Source organism: Thermosynechococcus sp. PKX95 (assembly GCF_031583295.1).
In the GTDB taxonomy this organism is placed as follows: domain Bacteria; phylum Cyanobacteriota; class Cyanobacteriia; order Thermosynechococcales; family Thermosynechococcaceae; genus Thermosynechococcus.
In genome coordinates, this window is record NZ_CP134171.1 from 1,823,199 (window position 1) to 1,845,614 (window position 22,416).

Sequence of the window (22,416 nt, forward strand, 5' to 3'; positions counted from 1 at the left end):
GATATGCCCCATGAAACAGCCCCAGATTCTCAAAATTACCCGCAAAGCGGCCAGTCTGAAACAAAAGCAAAAGCAGCAGTCATCTCCCACCACCCTTGATGTTACAGCGACAACGGTAGCCCCTGAACCCGTCGTTGAGGTAGCAGCGGGCGATCGCGACAGTGCTCAAGGGCGTCAACATTGGTGGAGTGAACGCTGGATTGGTGTGCTAGAGTCCTTTGGCTGGCGCCGACGCCTAGAGCGGGCACGCAATTATGTCCGTGAAGGACGGGTGCTCACCTTGGAATTCAAGGGCAACCAAGTCCATGCCCAAGTTCAAGGCACGGCTCCCGAACCCTATCACGTCAAACTGCATTTGGATGCCTTTAGTGAAGAGCAGTGGCAATATGCCATTGACGGCATGGCACAAAAAGCCTTCTATGCCGCGAAGCTCCTAGCGGGAGAACTGCCCCCCAGTATTGAAGAAGTCTTTACCCAAGCTGGACTGAGTTTATTTCCCTTTACTAAGTTCGACATCCATAGCCGCTGCAATTGCCCTGACCCCGTCAATCCCTGCAAACATATTGGCGCGGTTTATTACTTGCTGGGGCAATACTTCAACGAAGACCCCTTTTTACTCTTTCAGTTGCGGGGCAAAACCAAAGAGGAGATTCTCCAACGCCTGCGCCACTATCGGGCAACGGCGACTACCCCCTCTATGGTGCCCACCCCCCCACCCCTCTATGAGCCACCGAAAACCGATGCTCCCTTTTGCCAATATCGCCAGCCCCTACCCCCAGAGTTAGTGGTGCTTGTCCCCAGTGGTCAACCCCATGCCGTGCTATCCGTGTTACCCCCCTTTCCCCATGAGGTTCCCAGTGAAGTGGCGCAGTTAATGGCCACCCTAGAGCAGATGTACAGCAGTGCCAGTCTTGCGGCCTGTCAGTTGGCGATGGGTGAACCGCTGAGAGGAGATGAGGGAACCGAAAGTGAGCCATGAAACCCAACCAGTATGACGGTCAGGGCGAAAATCTCAAACGTGGTCTCAAAGCAGAGGACGCCTTCTTAGAGCTTGCCCGCAAGCAGGGATTCCAAGTTCACCACGCGAGCGAAGCTGCTGATATTCATGAGCACTGGGATTGTTTGTTGATTAAGGGGTATGCGTCCCTGAAAGTGGACATCAAGGCAGTCAAGAAAATTCAACGCCAAGACCCGCAGCCCCAAGATCAATACACTTGGATAGAATTGCAGGGGGTACGTGATCAAGGCTGGTTGTTTGGCGGTCACTCAGACTATATTGCCTTTCAAACGTTGAACTCATTTATTTTGGTGCAGCGCACAGCACTGATAGCGTTTGTGCAAAAGAATGTCGATCTCGCCGTTCAAGTGACCCAACCTACAGAGGCCCTAAAAAAACATCAAGGCAAATATCCTGTGTACCGTCGCTTAGGGCGGAGCGATCGCCTCATCTTAGTCGAAACCGATATTCTAAGACAGCTTCCGGGCAGTATCGAGTGGCTGAATCCCCAGTAACTTCCCCCTTTTCCCCAATGAAAGTCGCTCTCAAAGAAGATCACATCCCTTTAGACCAGCGATCGCCCAACCTGTCAATAATATGCACCATGTCTGAATTGCTCCAGCCCGCCAGCAGATGGGCAGCAATGGCACACCCCCCCGCACCAACCCCTTCCTTGACAAACCCCTGTTCATAGGCACGCAGGGCAGGATGACGGGATGCGCTGAAATCAAGTTGCGTGTAAATGAGTGGACACTGAACACGCTCTGCCAAGCGGTGAATCTGAGCCGTTTGATCTTCAATCAGCCAGCGGGTTGTGCCCACCACGATTTGTGCGGGACACCAAGGAAGCTGACGCCACTGGGCGATCGCTCGCGCAAAGGCATAGACCGCCATCATTTGTGACCCCCCCGCCAGCAACACACCACAGGTTTGACTTGCCCGCAGGGCCATAGCCGCCACCACCACCTGCATTGGATCGCCAATCGCTGCTACACAAGTGAAAGGATCCGCATTAGCAGGGAGATGGGCAAGCCCCTGTTGCACGAGTGACCACTTTTGGGCATGGTTACTCTGGCGATGACTACTGCCTACACAATCGCGAGCGGGGATGCCCAAACTTTCACAGAGGGCAAGGGCAGTGGTTGTGCCGCCCACGACACATTCAGCAATGATCAGCCACGGATATTGGCTGCTGAGCTTGGCTCCCCAAGACCATCCCTGTTCCCAGAGCTGCACTACGGTTTGGGCTGTCATCGCTTCAGCCGTGGTTAGGCAGCGCGCCGGAGCGCCCCCCAAGTCAATCATCTCGGGCAGACGCGGCAAAGGTAAACCCGCATCAAAGACGTAGAGGGGCAACGCCAAAGCCTCAATGAGGGCACGACTAATTAGAGCAGGGGACGCACCCGCCGTCAGGGGTGGCAGCGGATAGCGGTAGTAGGGTTGAATGCCTCGCAGCAGGAACTCGCCATCCGCTAGGGCTGTGGTTCGGCGATCGCTGGGGGTTTGACCCGCTGCCGAGATTCCGGGAATCAATGCCGTTTCCGTAAAGCCAAGAACACAGACTAGGGCAGGAAAGTCGGGGTGCTGGCAGTGGCGATCGCCCCAAGCGCGGGCAATGGATTCTCCCGTGGCAACGCCAATCATACTAATCGACTAATAATTCCCGACCACTGCACCTGCTTGAGGTGTTCACGGCGATAGGAGAAAAAGCATTCAGCATCGCGAAACGTACAGTGGGGAGACAGGGCAATTTGCTCGTCCCTTAGCCCCAATTGCAGCAATTGCAAGCGATTCACCCGTGCCACATCCACCCGAAGTCGCTCAGGGTCTGGATCAAGAAAGATCATCTCTGGGTCTAAGGCAGCGAGACGCTGGTAAAGATCATCGCGGTCAGTGGTTTCCGTCACCCCCTCAAGAATGGTCTGCGCCAAGGCACGGGCCACATTCAGCCCCACTTGATAGACCTCACCGCGAATCGCAGGCCCCATGGCAATCCGTAAATTGGCAAGATCACTGCCGAATGCTTGCATCTGCTGGAGCGTGGCCCTAGAGATTTGGATCGCTGTCCCCCGCCACCCCGCATGAATCGCCGCAACCCGTCCACTGCCCACATCGGCAATGAGTAGCGGCACACAATCGGCACTACACACCCAGAGGGCTTGATCAGACCCTGTGGCCACAAGGGCATCCGCTGCCAATCGTTCATCACGGGCTAAAACTTCTGCTGCCAAAGCCACGCGATCGCCATGCACCTGTTGTGTCCGTAGCGGTGTTGCTGTCGTGCCTAGGGCTGCGGTGAGGGTGCTGAGGTCTTGTCCTTGCCAATCGCGAGTAAAGAAGCCATGCTGAAACCCCTGCAAAAGATCGCAGGTGAGAAAGCGCCCGAGGTCAGTGGTTTGCCAGCGCCACATTGTCAGATCCAATGACAGCTAAACTATGGCGTTCTCGTAGCTCCCTAGAAGGCACGAATCGCCTCCTTTAATACCTCCTCCCTAAGCGTTGAACGTAAAGATTGGGGTGTGCCCAAATCAACAGAACAGCTTAAGATTTCCTCCAAATATTCTTTTAGCTCAATGAAGGTAAATAATCCAACAGGCCTTTCAAACTCTACTAACAAATCAACATCACTTTCAGCGTGAGCTTCATCCCGTGCCACTGAACCAAACAGCTGCAGGGTCTTTACTGCAAATTTTTTAAGGGATTCTCGACGGTTTTCTAAGGTATTGATCCCTAATTGACGACTCAACATTCCAATGTTTCCTTATTCCTTTAATCTGAATCTGACCGATCCACTGGCTGATGCGGTTCATCGGGGAGAGAGTCCTTAAGGGGTTCTAGGCAGCAGGGGGCAAGTCAAAGAGAACGGTGGTCATGTAGCGTTCTGCCCAAGCAGCACCAAAGGCTTTTTCCAGAACCCGGCGGGTTTTATCGTTCTGCTGTTGCTGGTGGCAGTACTGCCGTTGGCCGGCAATCACGGCTTCGGGCTGATCCGTGGGCACAGCTTGCTGGCTAAGTTGACAGTGGAGCGTGAGGTACTCACCAATGCGATCGAGAAATTGCTGTTCCTCAGTGTCTCCCTGTGGCCGAATAAAAATGCAAAAGGACGAGAAGATATGTCCCCAAGGGGGCAACTCACGGGGTTGACTAAAGGTGAGTTTTGGCAAAGCACTTAAAGCCGATGTATAGGCAGCGGGCAACTCACCCGTCACCGGCGAGAGATCCACAATTGCGGCACTAATTTGCCCTCGGCCACCCACGAGGTCACAGCCAAACATTGGCAGATCGTAGCGCGGCTCTGGAAACATGACACAGTGTAAAATATCCAGACTCTCCCCCACCCGTGCCAGTTCAAGGTGAAGTTTGCGAAAGGGCGGCGCTTGGTAGCAGTGGTTCTCAATCGTTAGCCGCTCCCCTTCCAGTTTGCCCTCGACATAACCGAGATCCTCAGGCAGGGTATAGGGGGCTAAGGGCAAAGTGCTCTGCCAAATCTGCTCAATGCGATCGGCGAGCCGCTGAATTAGGGGATGCTGGTGTTGACGGAGAGACATAGCCTTGATCCTAACCCAAGTCTGTGCCGCTTGCGAGGGAGCGATCGCCCCCGCTAAACTAACCAAGAGTCTAACAGCCGAGGAATCATGCAAACTCAAATTGCCGCTGCCATTGACCCAAAGCAACTCCAACAGGCGATTCGCGCCAGCCAAGACTTTCTCTTTTCACAGCAATATGCCGAGGGCTACTGGTGGGCAGAATTAGAGTCCAATGTGACCATGACCGCAGAGGTGATCCTGCTCCACAAAATCTGGGGCACTGAACAGCGGCTACCCTTGGCCAAAGCGGAACAGTATTTGCGCAACCATCAGCGGGATCACGGCGGTTGGGAGCTATTTTATGGCGATGGCGGCGATCTCAGCACCAGTGTTGAGGCTTACATGGGACTGCGGCTCTTGGGCGTGGCCGCCGATGATCCTGCCTTGGTGAAGGCACGGCAATTTATCCTTGCTCGCGGTGGCATTAGCAAAACTCGCATCTTTACCAAACTGCACCTTGCCCTCATTGGCTGCTACGACTGGCGTGGGATTCCCTCCCTCCCCCCTTGGATCATGCTCCTGCCGGAGGGTAGCCCCTTCACTATCTATGAGATGTCTAGTTGGGCACGCAGCAGCACCGTGCCGCTGTTGATTGTCATGGATCGCAAGCCCGTTTATGCCATGGATCCGCCCATTACCCTCGATGAACTCTATGCCGAAGGGCGGGCAAATGTGATCTGGGAACTGCCCCGCCAAGGCGACTGGAGTGATGTCTTTATTGGTCTCGATCACGTTTTTAAGCTCTTTGAAACCCTGAACATTAATCCCCTCAGAGAACAGGGGCTAAAGGCCGCCGAAGAATGGGTGCTCGAGCGTCAAGAAGCTAGTGGCGACTGGGGCGGCATTATTCCGGCGATGCTCAACTCCCTATTGGCATTGCGTGCCCTTGACTATGCTGTGGATGACCCCATGGTGCAGCGGGGGATGGCAGCAGTGGATCGCTTTGCGATTGAAACCGACACCGAGTATCGCGTCCAGCCCTGTGTCTCCCCAGTTTGGGATACTGCCTTGGTCATGCGCGCCATGGTGGATTCAGGCGTCGCCCCCGATCATCCCGCCCTGGTCAAAGCTGGCGAATGGTTGCTGTCCAAGCAAATCCTTGACTATGGGGACTGGCACGTAAAAAACAAAAAAGGTCAGCCGGGGGGATGGGCCTTTGAATTTGAGAATCGCTTCTACCCCGATGTGGATGATACAGCGGTGGTGGTGATGGCGCTTCATGCTGTGACCTTGCCTGATGAAAACCTCAAACGGCGAGCCATTGAGCGGGCAGTCGCTTGGATTGCCTCAATGCAGTGTCGGCCGGGGGGCTGGGCAGCCTTTGATGTGGACAATGACCAAGATTGGCTCAATGCCATTCCCTACGGCGATCTCAAGGCAATGATTGACCCGAATACTGCTGATGTCACGGCACGGGTGCTGGAGATGGTGGGGCGGTGTCAGTTGGCCTTTGACAGTGGTGCCCTCGATCGCGCCCTTGCTTACTTGCGCCATGAGCAGGAACCGGCAGGCTGTTGGTTTGGCCGCTGGGGGGTGAACTACCTCTATGGCACGAGTGGGGTGTTGGCAGCCCTCTCCCTTGTTGCTCCTCGCTACGATCGCTGGCGCATTCGCCGTGCCGCTGAGTGGTTGGTGCAGTGTCAAAATGCCGATGGTGGTTGGGGTGAAACCTGCTGGAGCTACAACGACCCTTCTCTCAAGGGCAAAGGCGATAGCACCGCTTCCCAAACTGCTTGGGCCATTATTGGCCTTTTGGCCGCTGGCGATGCCACAGGAGACTACGCCACAGCAGCCATTGAAAAGGGGATTGCCTACCTGCTGCAGACCCAGCGCGCCGATGGCACATGGCACGAGGATTACTTCACTGGCACGGGCTTTCCCTGCCACTTTTACTTGAAGTACCACTACTACCAGCAGCACTTTCCGCTGACGGCCTTGGGGCGCTATGCTCGCTGGCGCAATCTGTTGGCTAGTTAGGTGAGATTAGAAGGAGCGCAGTTGTTGTTGATAGGCCACCGGATCGGTGCCACACAGGGGTTGGGGGGCAACCACACAGTCATTGCTCAAACCAGAGCGAATTAAGTTTTCAGCAAGCAACTGGCGATCGCGCGGCGCAGGGTGGGTACTCAAAATCGTTGGCGGTGCCCCTCCCTCCCGTTGCAATTTCTGCAGAAATGTCACCATCGCCCGTGGATCATAGTTGCTGCGAGCCAATAGCCCCAAACCATAGCGATCGGCCTCTAGTTCCTGCTCACGACTGCGAGGACGTCGAAAGGCAAGTTCCATGGCCATTTGTAGCCCGCGATCGCGATCCAAGCCCGCAGCCGTCATTAAGCCTTGGGCGATCGCCATTTGTTGCAGTTGACGAATCACATGGCGCTGATCAATGTGGCCAATTTCGTGGGCAATGACGCTGGCTAGTTCCGCCTCGTTTTCCGCCCGCAGCATTAGCCCTGTAGTGACATAGACAAAGCCCCCCATTGTGGCATAGGCATTCACTTGGCGGTCTTGGATGATGTGAAACTGGTAGGGCACACCTCGACGTTCGCCGACATTAACCAAGCGGTCACCAATGCTATGCACATAGTTTTGCGCAGCGGGATTGCGAACAAGGCGCATCCCTTGCCGCAGCATCTGCTCATGGATCTGTTGCCCCAAGGCCACCTCTTGGCGGGGCGAGATATTCGATAGTTGGATGACCTGAATCCCCTGCAACAGTAACCGCTGCCAGAGATTTTGAGCCTGTGCAGCCACAGGATGGAGAGCGATCGCCACCCCACAGACCAAGCTGGCAAAGAGGAGAAACCAACGTTGTTTTTTCACGGCTAATATTTCGCGTAAAGTCCACACCCACGCCTAGCGGCTACTTGCCCCCTTCTGACCCCTCTATTTTAGACATTGTTCCCAAGGCTTAACGTTTTTTAATCTCTGGCACCCGTAGCCCTTTACTGGCCAGCCACTCTGGATTAAAGAGCCGCGATTGATAGCGGGAACCCCCATCGCACAACACAGTAACAATTGTGTGACCGGGTCCGAGTTCCTTGGCGAGGCGTACCGCTGCCCCCACATTAATCCCGACGGAGCCACCCATAAAGAGGCCATCGTAGTGCAGCAGTTGATAAATGATCTCAAGGCACTCTTGATCCTCAATTTGAATCGCATCATCAATGGGAGCGCCTGCTAAGTTGGCGGTAATGCGGCTATTGCCAATGCCTTCGGTAATGGAACTGCCACTGCTACTGAGGGTGCCCGTTTTCGCATAGCTATAGATGGCACTGCCCATGGGATCGGCAATCACAGTGCGAATCGCGGGATTTTTTTCCTTGAGGTACATCGCCACCCCCGCATAGGTGCCTCCCGTGCCAGTAGCTGCTACCCACGCATCAATGCGGCCATCGGTCTGCTGCCAAATTTCAGGGCCAGTGGTTTCGTAGTGGGCTTGGCGATTGGCCAAGTTATCGAACTGGTTTGCCCAGATGGCATTCTCCATTTCCGCAGCAATCCGGCCAGAGAGCTTCACATAGTTATTGGGATCTTTGTAGGGCACAGCGGGAACGGGGCGCACCTCGGCACCTAGGGTACGCAACAGATCAATTTTTTCTTGAGATTGGGTATTGGGAATCACAATCAGGCACTTGTAGCCTTTGGCATTACAAATGTGGGCTAGGCCAATGCCCGTATTGCCTGCTGTGCCTTCGACCACCGTACCACCGGGTTTGAGAAGGCCCTTTTTTTCAGCATCTTCAATAATGTAGAGGGCAGCCCGATCCTTAACAGAGCCACCGGGGTTGAGGAACTCTGCCTTACCGAGAATTTCACAGCCTGTGAGGTCACTAAAGTAGTTGAGGCGAATCAGCGGCGTCTGCCCGACGGTGCCGACAAAACCCTGTTTAATATCCATGCCGTCGTTGTTTTAAGTTAACTGAATACTTTTATCGTAAAGGGGTTTGCCGCCAGAATTGCCTTGAGGGGGAGCGTGACGGAGTCAATCGCGAAGTGTGCCTTTGGCATTCACCTTTGCTATGATTGGAGATCCTTGGAGAGGTGGCAGAGTGGTTGAATGCGCTTGACTCGAAATCAAGTTTAGGGTAACACCTAACGGGGGTTCGAATCCCCCCCTCTCCGTTGATGTCCCCGATAGTTTAGAAAAACGGGTACCTCGCTTTAGCTAGCGATAGATGTAGTGGCACGACTGACCTAGAAGCTTGGCTAATAGAACCCGTCAAGCTCGAAAAGTCCTATAAATTGATCACATCAAAAAGTGTAATCTCATTCAGGAGTCTCTCCTTTGCCAGTTCTGCATATCGAGGATCAATTTCAACGCCGACGCCTTTTCGTTTGTTGGCAAAAGCTTCCACCAGTGTTGTGCCGCTGCCACAAAAGGGATCGAAGACGATATCGCCCGGAAAACTAAAGAGCTTGATACATCGTCTCGGCAGTTCCCTTGGAAACGGTGCAGGGTGACCAATCTTTTTTTTGCTTTCGCCGCTGAATGTCCATAGCCCGTTTGTCCATTCCATAAATTCTTCCCGAGTAATATCGGCCTTTTCATCGGACTTGCGCCGCCACTCCTCTTTGTACAACACCACAATTAACTCCACAGGCGCAATCACATAGGGTGCTGAGGGCGACATCCACGATCCCCAAGCCGTCCGCCGCGAAATATTACCCTCATTCCAGACAATGGTGGACTGATATTTCCAGCCAACCTCTTGAGCCAAAACCGTCAAATCCGCGCCAACACTGCGCTGTCCCCCTTTGTTTTTATCGAGGGGAATGTTAAGGCAAAACCGCCCGCCCGTTTTTGTCCAGTGAAAACAGTTGGACAGCCAAGCGCGACTAAATTCTAGATAATCGCTGTAGGGGACATCATCTTTGACTGAGCGATATTCAAGACCCACATTGTAGGGCGGGGAAGTCACAATCAGGTCAATAAAAGGCTCAGTAAATAAATCAGCATCAAGGCTATTGGCATTGAATAGCCATGTATCTTTCATTTGAAAGAAGGCTTCTTTTTTTGAGATGAATGGCATTGAGTTTTCCCAAGATTAAGAGGGTTTCCATAGCTCTACCCCATCCCGCTGATCAATCCCCTGCAAGAGTACCTTGACCACTTCATCGCGAGCCGTGGGCAGTACTTTACCCGTAAAGTCGGGGTGAATCGGCAATTCGCGGTGCCCGCGATCGATGAGTACCAATAACCAAATGGCACTGGGGCGACCGTAATCATGGACGGCATTGAGGGCAGAGCGAATCGTGCGGCCACTAAAAATCACATCATCCACCAAGACCACAATCCGCCCAGAGAGATCCACGGGAATCAGGGTCTGACGCGGTGTGCGCGGGCCAATGCGATCCAAGTCATCGCGATAAAATGTAATATCCAACTCACCAATGGGGAGGTTCACTCCTTCCAGTTGTTCAACTTGTTGCCCCAACAGCTTGGCAAGGGGAACCCCACGGGTATGAATCCCCAACAACACTAATTTGTCGAGGGCATCGCGAGCCTTCTCCACCACTTGGGAGGCTAAGCGCGTGACAGTGCGCCGTAGATCATCGGCACTGAGAATTTCAACGACTTCACCAGCCATAGCCGTCACGGTAGGGAATTCACAGATTTTAGCGAAATTCCCGCAAAAAGAGACCCTACGCCAAGCGGGTAGGGCCAAAGACGCAGTTAGGAGGTATCTTGCTTCCCTACGATACTGCCGATATTTTGGGGGAGCGAAAGCTTTTACCAATTCTTTAGATTTGGCGCAATTAACTGTTACAATACACGAGAAACTGTTATTTAGAATACCAAATCTTAGGGCTGCTTTCTCAAATAGGCGAGGACGTGGTTTTGACCGTTTCAAGCGCCTTCAATCCTTCTGAACAAGATTTTGGGTGGCTCGCTCCTCCGTTGCTCGACTACCCTAAAAGCTAGGTAAGAATTCGTTAGAAATTGGGCAATGACCAGCACTCCCTTTCGTATTCACGCTCCCTTTGAACCGACGGGAGATCAACCCCAAGCCATTCAAAAACTGGTTGCAGGGGTACAGGCGGGATATCGCTTCCAAACATTGCTGGGGGCAACGGGCACCGGCAAAACCCACACGATCGCCCGCGTGATCGAGGCCCTTGGCCGCCCGACCCTTGTGCTGGCCCACAACAAAACCCTTGCGGCGCAACTGTGCAATGAACTGCGCTCATTCTTTCCAGAAAATGCCGTCGAGTACTTTATCTCCTACTACGACTACTATCAGCCCGAGGCCTACATTCCCGTTACCGATACCTACATCGAAAAAAGTGCCTCTATCAATGAAGAAATTGATATGTTGCGACACTCGGCCACCCGCTCCCTCTTTGAACGGCGGGATGTAATTGTCGTTGCCTCCATTAGCTGCATCTACGGCTTGGGTATTCCAGCAGAGTACCTCAAAGCGGCGATTTCCTTGGAGGTGGGCAGTGAAACGGATCTGCGACAACTGCTGCGGCAACTGGCCACCATTCAATACACGCGCAACGATGTGGAACTGGGGCGGGGGCGCTTCCGTGTCAAGGGAGATGTTTTAGAAATCGGCCCAGCCTATGAGGATCGCATCATTCGGGTTGAGTTTTTTGGGGATGACATTGAAGCGATTCGCTATGTCGATCCCCTGACGGGGGAAACATTGCAGAGTGTCGAACGCCTGAATATCTATCCCGCGAAGCACTTTGTCACCCCTGCCGAACGCCTGGAAGCGGCTTGTGCTGCCATTGAAGCGGAACTGCAAGCCCAAGTGGCTTACTTGGAAGCCCAAAATAAACTCCTTGAAGCACAGCGCCTGAGTCAACGTACCCGCTATGACTTGGAAATGCTGCGACAGGTGGGCTATTGCAACGGTGTGGAAAACTACTCACGCCATCTCGCCGGCCGGGCAGCGGGGGAACCGCCGGAGTGTTTGATTGATTATTTTCCTGACGACTGGCTGTTGGTGGTGGATGAGTCCCATGTAACAGTGCCGCAAATTCGCGGGATGTTTAATGGTGACCAAGCCCGCAAAAAAGTGCTGATTGATCACGGCTTTCGGCTGCCCAGTGCGGCGGATAATCGCCCCCTGAAGGCGGAGGAATTTTGGCAAAAGGTGAAGCAATGTATTTTTGTCTCGGCAACCCCCGGCGATTGGGAATTGGCGGTGTCTGAAGGGCAAGTTGTCGAGCAAATTATTCGGCCGACGGGGGTCGTGGATCCAGAAATTTTTGTCCGTCCCACCCAAGGACAGGTGGATGATCTCTATGGGGAGATTCGCCTGCGGTGCGATCGCCAAGAGCGGGTACTGGTGACTACTCTCACGAAACGCATGGCCGAGGATCTCACGGAATACTTCCAAGAACGGGGGGTACGAGTGCGCTATTTGCACTCAGAAATCAATGCCATTGAGCGCATTGAGATTCTTGAAGCCCTGCGCCAAGGGGACTTTGATGTGTTGATTGGTGTCAACCTGTTGCGGGAGGGACTGGATTTACCTGAAGTGTCCTTGGTGGCCATCCTTGATGCAGATAAAGAGGGCTTCCTGCGGGCGGAGCGATCGCTGATTCAAACCATTGGCCGTGCTGCCCGGCACGTCCGTGGACAGGCGATTCTCTATGCCGACACCCTCACCGACAGTATGCAAAAAGCCATCCAAGAAACAGAGCGCCGCCGCGCCATTCAACTGGCCTACAACCAAGCCCACGGCATCACCCCTCAACCCATTGTCAAGAAAACCAGCAATGCCATCTTGGCCTTTTTGGATGTGTCTCGCCGCCTCAATGCCGAGTCGGTGCCTGTCTTATCTTCCCAAGCCTTACAGGAACTGAGCCTAGAGGATATCCCCCAACTGATCCAAGACCTTGAGGCGAAAATGAAGGCGGCTGCTCAAGAATTGGCCTTTGAGGAGGCTGCCCGCTACCGCGATCAAATTAAGCGTTTGCGCGATCGCCTCGTGGGGCACCCCTAGAATTATGAACTTTTGTAATAGTTCGCAACAGTCCGTAAACGGGAGCGAAGGGGGAGAAACCCTACCGTGATAAGCTAAGTACGATTTTAGATCCGCGCAATTTCGGCTGGCGTTCGGGTTGACGCTAGTTTTACCAGTTCTAGGAGTAAGAAAAACCTATGCGTGATGCCGTCACCACACTGATTAAAAACTATGACTCCACCGGTCGCTACCTCGATCGCGATGCTGTTGACAGTTTGCGCTCCTACTTTAATTCCGGTGCGGTACGGGTTAAAGCGGCAGCAGTGATCAATGGCGATGCCGCAGCCATTGTGAAGGAAGCGGGTTCTGCCCTCTTCACAGAGCAGCCGGAACTGATTCAACCCGGCGGCAATGCCTACACCACACGCCGCTATGCCACCTGCCTGCGGGATATGGACTACTACCTGCGCTATGCCACCTACGCCATTGTGGCCGGGGATGTGGATGTCCTCAATGAGCGCGTCCTCGAAGGTCTGCGGGAAACCTACAACTCCCTAGGGGTACCCATTGGACCAACGGTGCGCGGCATTCAAATCATGAAGGAGATTGTGCGCGATCGCGTGGCAGCGGCGGGCATCGAGGACACGAGTATTGTCGAACAACCCTTTGACTACATGTGTCGGCAACTGAGTGAAGTGAATATCTAGGTTGGCCAAGATAGAAGACTCTGCAACAATAGAGGGCGGTGGCATTGGCGATCGCCCCTTCGTTGTCCTGTGCAGCAAGTATGAAAATTCGCATTGGTAATGGCTACGACATCCATCAATTGGTGCCCGAGCGGCCTCTGATTTTAGGCGGTATCAAACTAGAACACACCTTGGGACTCTTGGGACACAGTGATGCCGATGTCCTCACCCACGCAATTATGGACGCCCTTTTGGGAGCCCTCAGCCTTGGCGATATTGGCCATTACTTTCCCCCCAGTGATCCCAAATGGGCAGGGGCAGATAGCCAAGTCTTGCTGGCGAAAGTAGCGGCACTGATTGCAGAACGGGGTTGGCAAGTGGGCAACATTGATGCCGTAGTGGTGGCAGAGCGTCCGAAGCTGAAACCCTACCTCGACCAGATGCGCGATCGCCTTGCAACCACCCTAGGGATTGATCGCGACCAGATTAGTATCAAAGCCACCACCAATGAAAAACTGGGGCCAGTGGGGCGTGAAGAGGGCATTGCCGCCTATGCCGTGGCGCTGCTCCAGTCAGAAGCTTAAGATGAACTACTAGCGAACATACAGGCTGTAGTGAAAATCCGTTTGCTCGCACTGGCTTTGCTGAAGATTGGCATGGCGAAAATTGGCCCAGCGACAGATGGCATGACTGAGGTTGGCGCGCACAAAAAGGGCATGGGAAAAATAGCCCCGCGTCAGTCCCGCATAGGCTAAATTGGCCGCATAGAAGTTGCAGCGGTAAGCCTGAACCCCCTCAAGACAAGCCTGCACCAGTTGCGCAAACCGCAGCGTAGCTTCATTGAGACTGGCTGCCATCAGCAGCGCAAAGGAAAAATCACTGGCAGCGGCGCGGGCATGGCTGAGATCTGCTTGACACCAATTGCTGTGGCGACAATCCGCCTGTTCAAGAGTGACCCAAGAGAAATCGGCATAGGTCAACCGAGCGTACTGCAAGTTGGCCAGTTGAAAATTTGCCCGCTGGGCAGTGGCGCGATCGCCCACCACTTTTAAGAACAACGCCCCTCGGCAATCGGCATCATCGAGGTTCGCCGCTGTCAGATCCGCCTCATAGAGGTTAGCAAAGCGCAAATCCCCGTGGGCAAGGTTCACCTCTCGCAGACAGGCACGGCTGAGATTGCAGCCCCGCAGGTCATAGCCCCGCAGATCCATGCCCGTAAGATTCATTTCACTCAAATCTACAGTAAGCTGAGGATAAGCTCGCCGCCATTCGTTCCAGAGGTCTTTTCCCCCCCGCAGGCGATCGCTCATTACCTGATTTAAGTGCCCTTTGATCATCATTCTTGCCTTGAGATTCTTCACATTTCGTTATCGTGGCGCGAAATTTGATAGAATTTCGTCTATGTAGCCCTATCGCTGACGAAAGGAGAATGGGTTTGAAACAAGCAACCCTACATCAGCTTAAGGTTTTTGAGGTCACTGCTCGCCACGGAAGTTTTACCCGCGCTGCCGAGGAACTCTTTCTGACGCAGCCCACCGTTTCGATTCAAATGAAGCAGTTGACCCGTGCCGTTGGTATGCCCCTCTTTGAGCAAGTGGGCAAGCGGCTCTATCTGACAGAAGCCGGCAAGGAACTGCTGGCCACCTGCCAAGACATCTTTGAGCGCCTTGAGCGCTTTGAAATGGCCGTTGCTAATCTCAAGGGTCTCAAGCAGGGACACTTGCGGCTGTGTGTCATTACCACGGCCAAATATGTGATTCCGCGGCTGCTGGGGCCATTTTGCCAGCGCTATCCGGGGATTGATGTTGCCCTGACGGTCACCAACCATGAACAGGTGGTAGAGCGCATTCGAGGCAATATGGACGATCTCTATATTCCCAGTTGCCCACCGGAGAATCTGGATGTGGAGTGCCACCGCTTTTTGGATAATCCCTTAGTGGTGGTTGCCCCCAGTCACCATCGCCTCAGTGGTCGCAGTAAAATCCCGATCCAAGAACTGGCGGGAGAACCCTTTATTATGCGGGAGCAGGGATCGGGCACCCGCCAAGCGGTGGAGAAGCTCTTTGCAGAGCACGGTGTGCCGATCAATATCCGCCTTGAGCTGGGAAGTAACGAGTCCATTAAGCAGGCGATCGCTGGCGGCCTAGGGATTTCTGTCCTGTCTCACCACTGCTTAGCCCTTGATCGCGAGTCCAGCCAGTTGACGATTCTCGATGTCGAACATTTCCCGATTCAGCGGCACTGGCATTTGGTCTATCCTGCGGGCAAACAACTGTCGGTTGTGGCTCAGGCCTTCTTTGACTATGTGTCCACCGAGGGTCGGGAAATGATTGAATCGAGCCTCACCTATCCTAGTGTGGCGCCGGCCAAGGAACTCAACCCCGTCTAGCATGACAACCCTCCAATTTCTCACCTTTCCCGATCCGCCGATCGCGGCAGATCACAGCCTTCTATTGCTCCACGGCTGGGGTGCCAATGCCGCAGATCTGATTTCCCTTGGATCGTTGCTGGCTCCCCAAGCCCAAACCTATGCAGCGGAAGCCCCCTTTCCCCATCCTTACGTCCCCCAAGGGCGGATGTGGTACGACTTGAATCAGCACGATGCCCTCAGTGGCTCATTACTGCTCGATGAGCGGGCAATGGATCTAGCCACCAGTGAAGCGGCACTGCGGCAGTGGATTGCCAGCTTGCCCATTGATCTGAGCCGCACAATGTTAGGGGGGTTTTCCCAAGGGGGAGCACTGACATTGGCTGTGGGGTTAACGTTGCCCTTGGCAGGGTTGTTGGTCTTTAGTGGCTATTTGGTGCGCCCGCCAGGGGTAAGCTCTACCTCACCGCCCGTGCTGATGATCCATGGCACAGCCGATCCTGTCGTGCCCTTTGCCAGTGCCCAAGCCAGTTGGCAAGCCCTGCAAGCGGCAGGCGTGAAGGGAGCGTTTCATGCCCTACCCATGGCCCATGAAATTAATGGAGACGCGATCGCGATCGCCCGCCAGTTTATTGAGAAGACCCTGCCTAACATCAACTCAAATTGAGTAACCCATAGGCAAGCAAAGCGCTACCGATCGGAACTGTGAGATTATCAACCCCTCGCCAAGCAATCAGTTCCAAAAGGGTCGCACCCAGACCTACTAAGGGGGCAATCCAGAGCAACTCTAAGGTCGCAATGGGGGTGAGGGATAGAGCCGCCACCACGGTACTCACACAGAACATGGTCAGGGTTCCTTCCCAGCTTTTACTGGTTCGCGGCAGGGGATGGCGTCCCCAGTTAATCCCCACAAGGGCAGCCAAGCCATCTCCCCAAGCCATCACTAAAATTCCCAGAACCGCCAGTTCCGGCAGCGTGTTCCAAAAGAGCGCCATTAATGTGCCAATACTCACCGCATAAAAAAAGGTGCCCCAGCTTTGACGCCCCACGCCACTAATACTGGGAAAAATCGGTATGCGGTAAGAAAGCAGTGTGACGACGCCAGCGATCGCTGCGGCCACAATTCCCCAACTCGTGGGTACTCCCAAGGCATAGGCAATGAGAATCACTTGACCGGCACCAATGTGAACCACTTTCCGTGACCATTCCTTGGCATTGGGAAGCCAAGCGTGAATCAGTTCTGCGGTTAACAGCACCAAGCCCAGCCAACTGGTGACCAAAATTCCTGCCCAGAACATTGTCATTGCTATCCTCAGATGGCCGTGGCTCCTTACTGTGTCTGCTGGGCAAAAAACTGGGTCACAATCTCAAGGATGCGATCGCTGGCATGACCATCGCCAAAGGGATTAATCGCCGTCGCCATGCGGTTGTAGGTCACTGGCTCCGTGAGCAGTTCAATGGCTGCCGCGGCAATCGTATCCGCAAACGTGCCCACCAGTTTAGCAGTGCCAGCGGTGACCGCTTCCGGCCGCTCAGTGGTTTCCCGTAACACCAGTACCGGTTTACCAAGGCTAGGGGCTTCCTCTTGGAGACCACCGGAATCCGTCAGCAGGAGCGTTGCTCCCTTAATCGCTGCCACAAGAGCAGGATAGTCCAGTGGCTCCGTCAGAAAAACGCGGGGATGATGCCCCAAATAGGCTTTGAGGGGTTCACGCACAGTGGGATTGCGGTGCAGGGGCAAGAGCAAAGCGGTATCGGGAATCGTGTTTAAGATTTTCAGGAAGCCATTGGCAATGTCTTCTAGGGGGGCACCCCAGTTTTCCCGTCGGTGAACGGTAGCGAGGATCACGCGATACTGTTGCCAGTCAAGGCCGGGGACATGGCACACTGGCTGGCGATCGGCCACTTGCAGCAGGGCATCAATCACGGTATTGCCCGTCAAGTGAATGCTACCCGTGACCCCGGCCGCCTGAAGATTCTTGACGGCTTGTTCCGTAGGGGCAAAATGCAACTGCGCTAATTGGGAAATAAGGCGGCGGTTGGCTTCTTCTGGATAGGGGTTGTAGAGATCGTCGGTGCGCAAGCCCGCTTCCACATGGCCGACAGGAATCTGCTGATAAAAGGCGGCAAGGGTAGCGGCAAAGGCGGTTGTTGTATCCCCCTGAACCAAAACAAGACGGGGCAGGAGTTCTTGATAGAGTTGCTCCAAGCCTTGGAGAGCACGACAGGTGATTTCGGTCAGGGTTTGCTTTGGCTGCATAATGGCCAAGTCCCGATCTGCCCGCAGGTCAAACAGTGCCATCACTTGATCCACCATTTCGCGGTGCTGTCCCGTGAGGACAACGTAGGGTTCAAACAGGGGCGATCGCTGGAAGGCTTGAATGACCGATGCCAATTTGATTGCCTCCGGGCGCGTACCCAACGTAATGCAGATCGGGATCGGGGAAGCAATCATAGCCGTCTAAATACCAAAAATAATAACTTTAGTGTACCGAGAAGCGAGCGTCAAAAAAGTGTCTAGTTGCCACTGCCCATGATTCCGTCGTTCGCCAGTCTTTTTCTAAAGCATGGAGTCCCAAGGAATGCCTGCGCGTCGCCCCTCCGTTACTTCCCCCATAGGGAGTCTTACAGTGGTAGGGGTGTGCCATCTTGGTGGGAAGGACTGTATGTTAATAATAGAAGGGAATGCACCGCCATTGCGCTCGCTGAGGTGGCCATGATTGAAATGACCGTTGCTGGGATTGCCCTCGATGCCACTAACCGTCGCACGCCAATTGTCTTACTCAAAGACGGTGCTGGACGGCGAGCACTGCCCATCTGGATTGGTGATAATGAGGCGCGGGCAATTTTAATGGCCTTGGAAAATCAACGAGCACCGCGACCGATGACCCATGATCTGATGGTCAACATTCTCAACGAATGGAATATGACCCTAGAGCGGGTGGTGATCCATTCCTTGGAAGACAACACCTACTATGCAGTGCTCACCCTGCGCCAAGGAGAAACTCGTAAAGAGATTGATGCTCGTCCCAGCGATGCCATTGCCCTTGCCCTGCGCTGTGATTGCCCGATTTGGGTGATGGAAGCGGTTGTTGCCGATGCCTCGATTCCCGTCGATCGCGATGCTGACGAGGAAGAACGCCAAGCCTTTCGCCGCTTTTTAGATTCGATTCGCCCTGAAGATTTTATTCAGCAGGGCCGGGGAATGGAAGAGGATTCCTCCGCAGGCTAGAATGCGCTACCGCCGCTTTGGTCGCACGGGGCTGAACCTCTCGGTTTTTTCCCTTGGAACGATGCGTGCCTTGGGCAGTCCAGAGGTGATGCAGGCGGTCATTGAGGGGGCGATCGCCCACGGCATGAACCACATTGAAACCGCCGCCGCCTACGGTGCCAGTGAAGCCTATATTGGTCGTGCCCTCAAGGCACTGGGTCAGCCCCCCGTTTTTATCACCACTAAACTCTTGCCCCAAGGGGATGCGGATCACGTCCAGCGGCAAATTGCTCAATCCCTTGAGCGTCTTCAAGTCTCACGGTTAGATGGTGTCGCCCTCCATGGCCTCAACACCCCTGAGCATCTCGCATGGCTGAGCACTGAGGGGATGATAAGGCTGCAGCAATTGCAAGCAAAGGGGGTAATTGGTGCTTTAGGCTTTTCCAGTCATGGATCGTTATCTGTGATTTTGCGGGCGATCGCTAGCAACCAATTTGACTTTGTGAATCTCCATTACACCTACTTTCAGCAACGCAATGCCCCAGCGATCGCCGCTGCTGCCGAGCGGGATATGGGGATTTTTATCATTTCGCCAGCCGATAAAGGGGGACAACTCTACCGGCCTTCCCAACGGCTCCAAGACCTCTGTGCGCCCTTTCACCCTCTCCATTGGAGCTATCGCTGGTTGCTGAGTCAGCCGGCCATCACCACCTTGAGTATTGGACCGGCCACCGTTGCCGAGTTGGCCTTTCCCTTGGCCGTGGCTGATCAGGTGGCACCCCTGAGCGCTGAAGAGCAAGCGGTGGGCGATCGCCTGCAAGCAGTGATGCAGGAAACCTTGGGCACCGATTTGTGTCAACAATGTTATGCTTGTTTGCCCTGCCCTGAGGAAATTCACATCCCCGAAGTGCTGCGGCTTCACAACTTAGCCGTCGCCTACGACATGACAGAATTTGGCAAGTATCGCTATGGGATGTTTGGTCGTGCCGGGCATTGGTTTCCCGGTCAACCCGCCAACCGCTGTACTGAATGTGGCGATTGTTTGCCCCGCTGTCCCAGTGGCTTGGAGATTCCTCGGCTATTGCGCGAAACCCATGAGCAGTTGCAGGGCAGCTCGCGAACCCGCCTTTGGCAGAACATTTAATCAAATAATCAAAAATCGAAAAAACTTCCTATTTTCCCACCCAGTACCGAACTCAACTGTCAAGTATGGGTCAATCCCAATATTCCCGTCCTGTTCCCAACTCAGGGACTTCGCTAAAATCTAAAGTGAAGATAGCTTGTCATCCCGCCACAATGTTGCGCAGTATTGTCAAGGTTGGGTTAAAATTCTTTCTCTCAATCTCAATGTGAAGTATATAAGCTGAGAAAGAATTATGTGAAATGATGTCAAATTACTATGCTCATACTCCAAACCAAGATGGTCAATGGCATTCCCTGTCAGCGCATCTTTCTAAAGTGGCTGGTAGAGCGTCGAAGCTGGCTGGAAAGTTAGGTACACCTCAACTGGGCAACTATGGTGGCCTTTGGCACGACTTAGGCAAATACAACCCTGATTTTCAGGCTTATCTCCAAGCCTGTACCCAAAATCAAGCTGTTAAAGAGAAAGTCCCTCACGCTAAGTATGGTGCGCTCCTCGCTTTCCAGAAGTGTCAGCCTCTTGCACCAATGATCTATGGCCACCATAGCGGCCTGCCTAATATGGCAGATTTGCAGAATCGGTTGGCGGAGGTTGATCGGGTAACCTACGAGCATATTAAAGGCCTAGCCAAGGCGGATGGGATTGATTTAGACCCGTCAGCAGATTTTCAAAAAGAGTTAACTTCCATTGCTAGCCCTGAGCTAGACATTGCAACTCGTAAATTAAATACTGAACTGTTCCTGCGCTTGCTGTTTTCCTGCTTAGTGGATGCGGACTACCTTGATACGGAATCCCATTTTGATCCAACCGCCGCAGCCCAACGGGGGCAGTACCCCTGCCTACAGCAGCTATGGTCAGCGTTTGCAGCGAATCAGACTCAATTGATGGCCAATAGCCTAAACACCCCTGTTAATACGGTTCGTAAGGATGTTTATCACCATTGCTTGACCGCAGCCAAGGAGCCGCAGGGAGTCTTTCGCTTGGCAGTCCCCACTGGCGGTGGTAAAACCCGCAGCAGTCTAGCCTTTGCCCTTCAGCATGCTTTAACACATGGGTTAGATCGCGTCATTGTTGCGGTGCCCTACACCAGCATTATTGAGCAAACAGTCGCCGTCTATCGGGAGATTCTGGGTGAAGACACTGTTCTGGAGCACCACAGCGCGGTGCAAACAGATTTTCAGAATGAAGATGATGCGCGATCGCTCCAAGCCTGTGCCCGCCTAGCAGCTCAAAACTGGGATGCACCGCTGATTGTCACCACGACGGTGCAACTATTTGAAAGCCTATTTGCCAATCGCCCCAGCCGTTGCCGCAAACTTCACAACATTGTCAACAGTGTAATTATTTTAGATGAGGTACAGACCCTGCCGCTGAAACTGTTAGCTCCTATTCTGAGTGTTCTGAAGACACTAGTAGCGCGGTATCGAGTCACGGTTGTGCTCTGTACGGCAACGCAGCCCGCCTTAGCTGGGACAACGCCCTACCTAGAGGGATTTGACAATGTCAGGGATATCATTCCGCCTGAAGAAGCTCAACAACAATTCTGCACCCTGAAGCGGGTCAATTATGAGCAGCCGCCAACCCCGTGGTCATGGCAAGACCTTGTGGCGGATTTGAAGCAGCAACATCAAGCCCTCGTCGTGGTGAATACCCGCAAAGATGCGCTTGCTATTCTGGATGCCTTGGGTGAGGAGGAGCACGATCGCCAGTTTCATCTTTCAACATTGCTCTACGGTGCCCATCGGCAAGCCGTCCTACAGGAGGTGCGCGATCGCCTGCGAAACAATCAACCCTGCTGGCTTATTTCTACTCAAGTGGTCGAAGCGGGTGTAGATTTAGATTTTCCGGTCGTTTATCGTGCCATGGGGTCACTGGATCGCATTGTGCAGGCGGCAGGTCGCTGTAACCGTGAAGGGCAACGTTCATCCTTGGGACGAGTCGTGATTTTTGACCCCCAAGAGGGTCGCACGCCTCAAGGGGAGTATTGCACCGCTGTTGAAACTACTCGCACTTTACTCAGGCAAGCCATGGTTGACCTAAATGACCCTACAGTTTTTCAGAGGTATTTCCAGCAGCTTTACCAAGTTCATGATCTTGATACCGAAAAAATTCAGCAGTATCGTCAGGCATTCAACTTTCCCGAAGTTGCGCAACGCTTTCGTCTCATCGAGGATCACACGTATCCAGTTGTCATTGTGCCCGATCAAGCAAAAAATAAAGATGAACACAATCAAGTAAAACAGTTAATTCGCCGTATTCAGCAACGCGGCTTAAGGGCAAAAGAAATCCGCGCATTGCAGCCTTACCTTGTCAACCTACGCACCAAGGAATTTCATGACACTGAGCACCTGCGGGAACTGATTGCTGCCGGCCTCTGGGCTTGGCAGGGTGACTATGACCCTCTCAAAGGGATTGCGATCGCAACAAGCCCCATCGTCGCAGATCCCAGCGATCTTATTTTTTAGGTCAGTCAGAGTTAAACTAGAGGAACGGCATCATCGGCT

Annotated in this window: 22 protein-coding genes and 1 tRNA gene; 12 read left to right on the forward strand and 11 right to left on the reverse strand. The window is 53.6% G+C overall.

Going from position 1 to position 22,416, the window contains the following annotated elements:
* Nucleotides 1-10 precede the first annotated feature (10 nt).
* On the forward strand, nt 11-979 hold the full coding sequence (locus RHH81_RS08940; RefSeq protein WP_225901545.1) for a metal-binding protein: 969 nt from the start codon (nt 11-13) through the stop codon (nt 977-979).
* Complete coding sequence (locus tag RHH81_RS08945; protein ID WP_310742932.1) at nt 976-1,512, forward strand: hypothetical protein; 537 nt, start codon at nt 976-978, stop codon at nt 1,510-1,512. Before RHH81_RS08940 ends, RHH81_RS08945 begins: the two co-directional genes overlap by 4 nt.
* 40 nt (nt 1,513-1,552) lie before the next feature.
* Here the strand turns inward: RHH81_RS08945 and cobT are convergent, their stop codons facing one another.
* The 4 genes from cobT to RHH81_RS08965 form a co-directional block, all read right to left on the reverse strand.
* Nucleotides 1,553-2,641, reverse strand: coding sequence for a nicotinate mononucleotide-dependent phosphoribosyltransferase CobT (gene cobT / locus RHH81_RS08950; protein ID WP_310742933.1), 1,089 nt, complete (start codon nt 2,639-2,641; stop codon nt 1,553-1,555).
* The gene (pgeF, locus tag RHH81_RS08955) at nt 2,638-3,408 is read right to left on the reverse strand and encodes a peptidoglycan editing factor PgeF (protein ID WP_310438179.1); all 771 of its coding nucleotides are present in this window, start codon (nt 3,406-3,408) and stop codon (nt 2,638-2,640) included. Before pgeF ends, cobT begins: the two co-directional genes overlap by 4 nt.
* A 44-nt stretch (nt 3,409-3,452) precedes the next feature.
* The gene (locus RHH81_RS08960; RefSeq protein WP_310742934.1) at nt 3,453-3,746 is read right to left on the reverse strand and encodes a nucleotidyltransferase family protein; all 294 of its coding nucleotides are present in this window, start codon (nt 3,744-3,746) and stop codon (nt 3,453-3,455) included.
* Nucleotides 3,747-3,831: 85 nt separating this feature from the next.
* Nucleotides 3,832-4,545 (reverse strand): phycocyanobilin:ferredoxin oxidoreductase, encoded by a 714-nt coding sequence (locus RHH81_RS08965; protein ID WP_310742935.1) that lies wholly within the window; start codon nt 4,543-4,545, stop codon nt 3,832-3,834.
* 87 nt (nt 4,546-4,632) lie between these two features.
* Here RHH81_RS08965 and shc point away from each other — a divergent pair, with 87 nt between their 5' ends.
* On the forward strand, nt 4,633-6,561 hold the full coding sequence (gene shc, locus RHH81_RS08970) for a squalene--hopene cyclase (protein ID WP_302678109.1): 1,929 nt from the start codon (nt 4,633-4,635) through the stop codon (nt 6,559-6,561).
* 6 nt (nt 6,562-6,567) lie between these two features.
* Here the strand turns inward: shc and RHH81_RS08975 are convergent, their stop codons facing one another.
* Both RHH81_RS08975 and RHH81_RS08980 read right to left on the reverse strand, forming a co-directional pair.
* Nucleotides 6,568-7,407 carry a M48 family metallopeptidase gene (locus tag RHH81_RS08975; protein WP_225901546.1) on the reverse strand — a complete coding sequence of 280 codons (840 nt, stop codon included), beginning with the start codon at nt 7,405-7,407 and terminating at the stop codon, nt 6,568-6,570.
* Nucleotides 7,408-7,495: 88 nt separating this feature from the next.
* A complete protein-coding gene (locus RHH81_RS08980; RefSeq protein ID WP_206199891.1) occupies nt 7,496-8,485 on the reverse strand; it encodes a cysteine synthase A in 990 nt (329 codons plus the stop codon).
* A gap of 137 nt (nt 8,486-8,622) precedes the next feature.
* On the opposite strand from RHH81_RS08980, the gene RHH81_RS08985 reads away from it, so the two are divergent.
* A tRNA-Ser gene (locus RHH81_RS08985) sits at nt 8,623-8,709 on the forward strand.
* A gap of 113 nt (nt 8,710-8,822) precedes the next feature.
* Here RHH81_RS08985 and RHH81_RS08990 read toward each other — a convergent pair.
* Together RHH81_RS08990 and pyrR are read right to left on the reverse strand one after the other, a co-directional pair.
* On the reverse strand, nt 8,823-9,617 hold the full coding sequence (locus RHH81_RS08990; protein WP_206199892.1) for a site-specific DNA-methyltransferase: 795 nt from the start codon (nt 9,615-9,617) through the stop codon (nt 8,823-8,825).
* Nucleotides 9,618-9,632: 15 nt separating this feature from the next.
* Nucleotides 9,633-10,175, reverse strand: coding sequence for a bifunctional pyr operon transcriptional regulator/uracil phosphoribosyltransferase PyrR (pyrR, locus tag RHH81_RS08995; protein WP_302676066.1), 543 nt, complete (start codon nt 10,173-10,175; stop codon nt 9,633-9,635).
* A 360-nt stretch (nt 10,176-10,535) separates the two neighbouring features.
* Between pyrR and uvrB the strand changes: the two genes are divergently transcribed.
* From uvrB to ispF, 3 genes are all read left to right on the forward strand, one after another.
* Entirely contained in the window at nt 10,536-12,545 is a 2,010-nt protein-coding gene (gene uvrB / locus RHH81_RS09000; RefSeq protein ID WP_206199894.1) for an excinuclease ABC subunit UvrB, read from the forward strand.
* A gap of 158 nt (nt 12,546-12,703) precedes the next feature.
* A complete protein-coding gene (gene apcB / locus RHH81_RS09005) occupies nt 12,704-13,213 on the forward strand; it encodes an allophycocyanin subunit beta (protein WP_149818761.1) in 510 nt (169 codons plus the stop codon).
* Between the two features lie 80 nt (nt 13,214-13,293).
* Entirely contained in the window at nt 13,294-13,776 is a 483-nt protein-coding gene (ispF, locus tag RHH81_RS09010; RefSeq protein ID WP_302678113.1) for a 2-C-methyl-D-erythritol 2,4-cyclodiphosphate synthase, read from the forward strand.
* 9 nt (nt 13,777-13,785) lie between these two features.
* Here ispF and RHH81_RS09015 read toward each other — a convergent pair whose 3' ends face one another.
* On the reverse strand, nt 13,786-14,532 hold the full coding sequence (locus RHH81_RS09015) for a pentapeptide repeat-containing protein (RefSeq protein ID WP_206199895.1): 747 nt from the start codon (nt 14,530-14,532) through the stop codon (nt 13,786-13,788).
* A gap of 95 nt (nt 14,533-14,627) precedes the next feature.
* On the opposite strand from RHH81_RS09015, the gene RHH81_RS09020 reads away from it, so the two are divergent.
* Nucleotides 14,628-15,581: a LysR substrate-binding domain-containing protein gene (locus tag RHH81_RS09020; RefSeq protein ID WP_315862887.1), complete on the forward strand. Its 954-nt coding sequence runs from the start codon at nt 14,628-14,630 to the stop codon at nt 15,579-15,581.
* A 1-nt stretch (nt 15,582) separates the two neighbouring features.
* Nucleotides 15,583-16,227 (forward strand): alpha/beta hydrolase, encoded by a 645-nt coding sequence (locus tag RHH81_RS09025; protein ID WP_206199896.1) that lies wholly within the window; start codon nt 15,583-15,585, stop codon nt 16,225-16,227.
* Here the strand turns inward: RHH81_RS09025 and RHH81_RS09030 are convergent.
* Nucleotides 16,214-16,864: a diacylglycerol/polyprenol kinase family protein gene (locus tag RHH81_RS09030; protein WP_302676061.1), complete on the reverse strand. Its 651-nt coding sequence runs from the start codon at nt 16,862-16,864 to the stop codon at nt 16,214-16,216. The two genes, RHH81_RS09025 and RHH81_RS09030, sit on opposite strands and share 14 nt — an antisense overlap.
* A gap of 26 nt (nt 16,865-16,890) precedes the next feature.
* Nucleotides 16,891-18,015 (reverse strand): non-hydrolyzing UDP-N-acetylglucosamine 2-epimerase, encoded by a 1,125-nt coding sequence (gene wecB, locus RHH81_RS09035; RefSeq protein WP_206199897.1) that lies wholly within the window; start codon nt 18,013-18,015, stop codon nt 16,891-16,893.
* A 261-nt stretch (nt 18,016-18,276) separates the two neighbouring features.
* Here wecB and RHH81_RS09040 point away from each other — a divergent pair, with 261 nt between their 5' ends.
* The 3 genes from RHH81_RS09040 (at nt 18,277) to cas3 (ending at nt 22,377) form a co-directional block, all read left to right on the forward strand.
* Nucleotides 18,277-18,792 carry a bifunctional nuclease family protein gene (locus tag RHH81_RS09040; protein ID WP_206201676.1) on the forward strand — a complete coding sequence of 172 codons (516 nt, stop codon included), beginning with the start codon at nt 18,277-18,279 and terminating at the stop codon, nt 18,790-18,792.
* Nucleotide 18,793: 1 nt separating this feature from the next.
* Nucleotides 18,794-19,915, forward strand: a complete 1,122-nt coding sequence (locus RHH81_RS09045) for an aldo/keto reductase (protein WP_310742936.1) — start codon at nt 18,794-18,796, stop codon at nt 19,913-19,915.
* Nucleotides 19,916-20,157: 242 nt separating this feature from the next.
* Complete coding sequence (cas3, locus tag RHH81_RS09050; RefSeq protein WP_310743549.1) at nt 20,158-22,377, forward strand: CRISPR-associated helicase Cas3'; 2,220 nt, start codon at nt 20,158-20,160, stop codon at nt 22,375-22,377.
* Nucleotides 22,378-22,416: the final 39 nt, after the last annotated feature.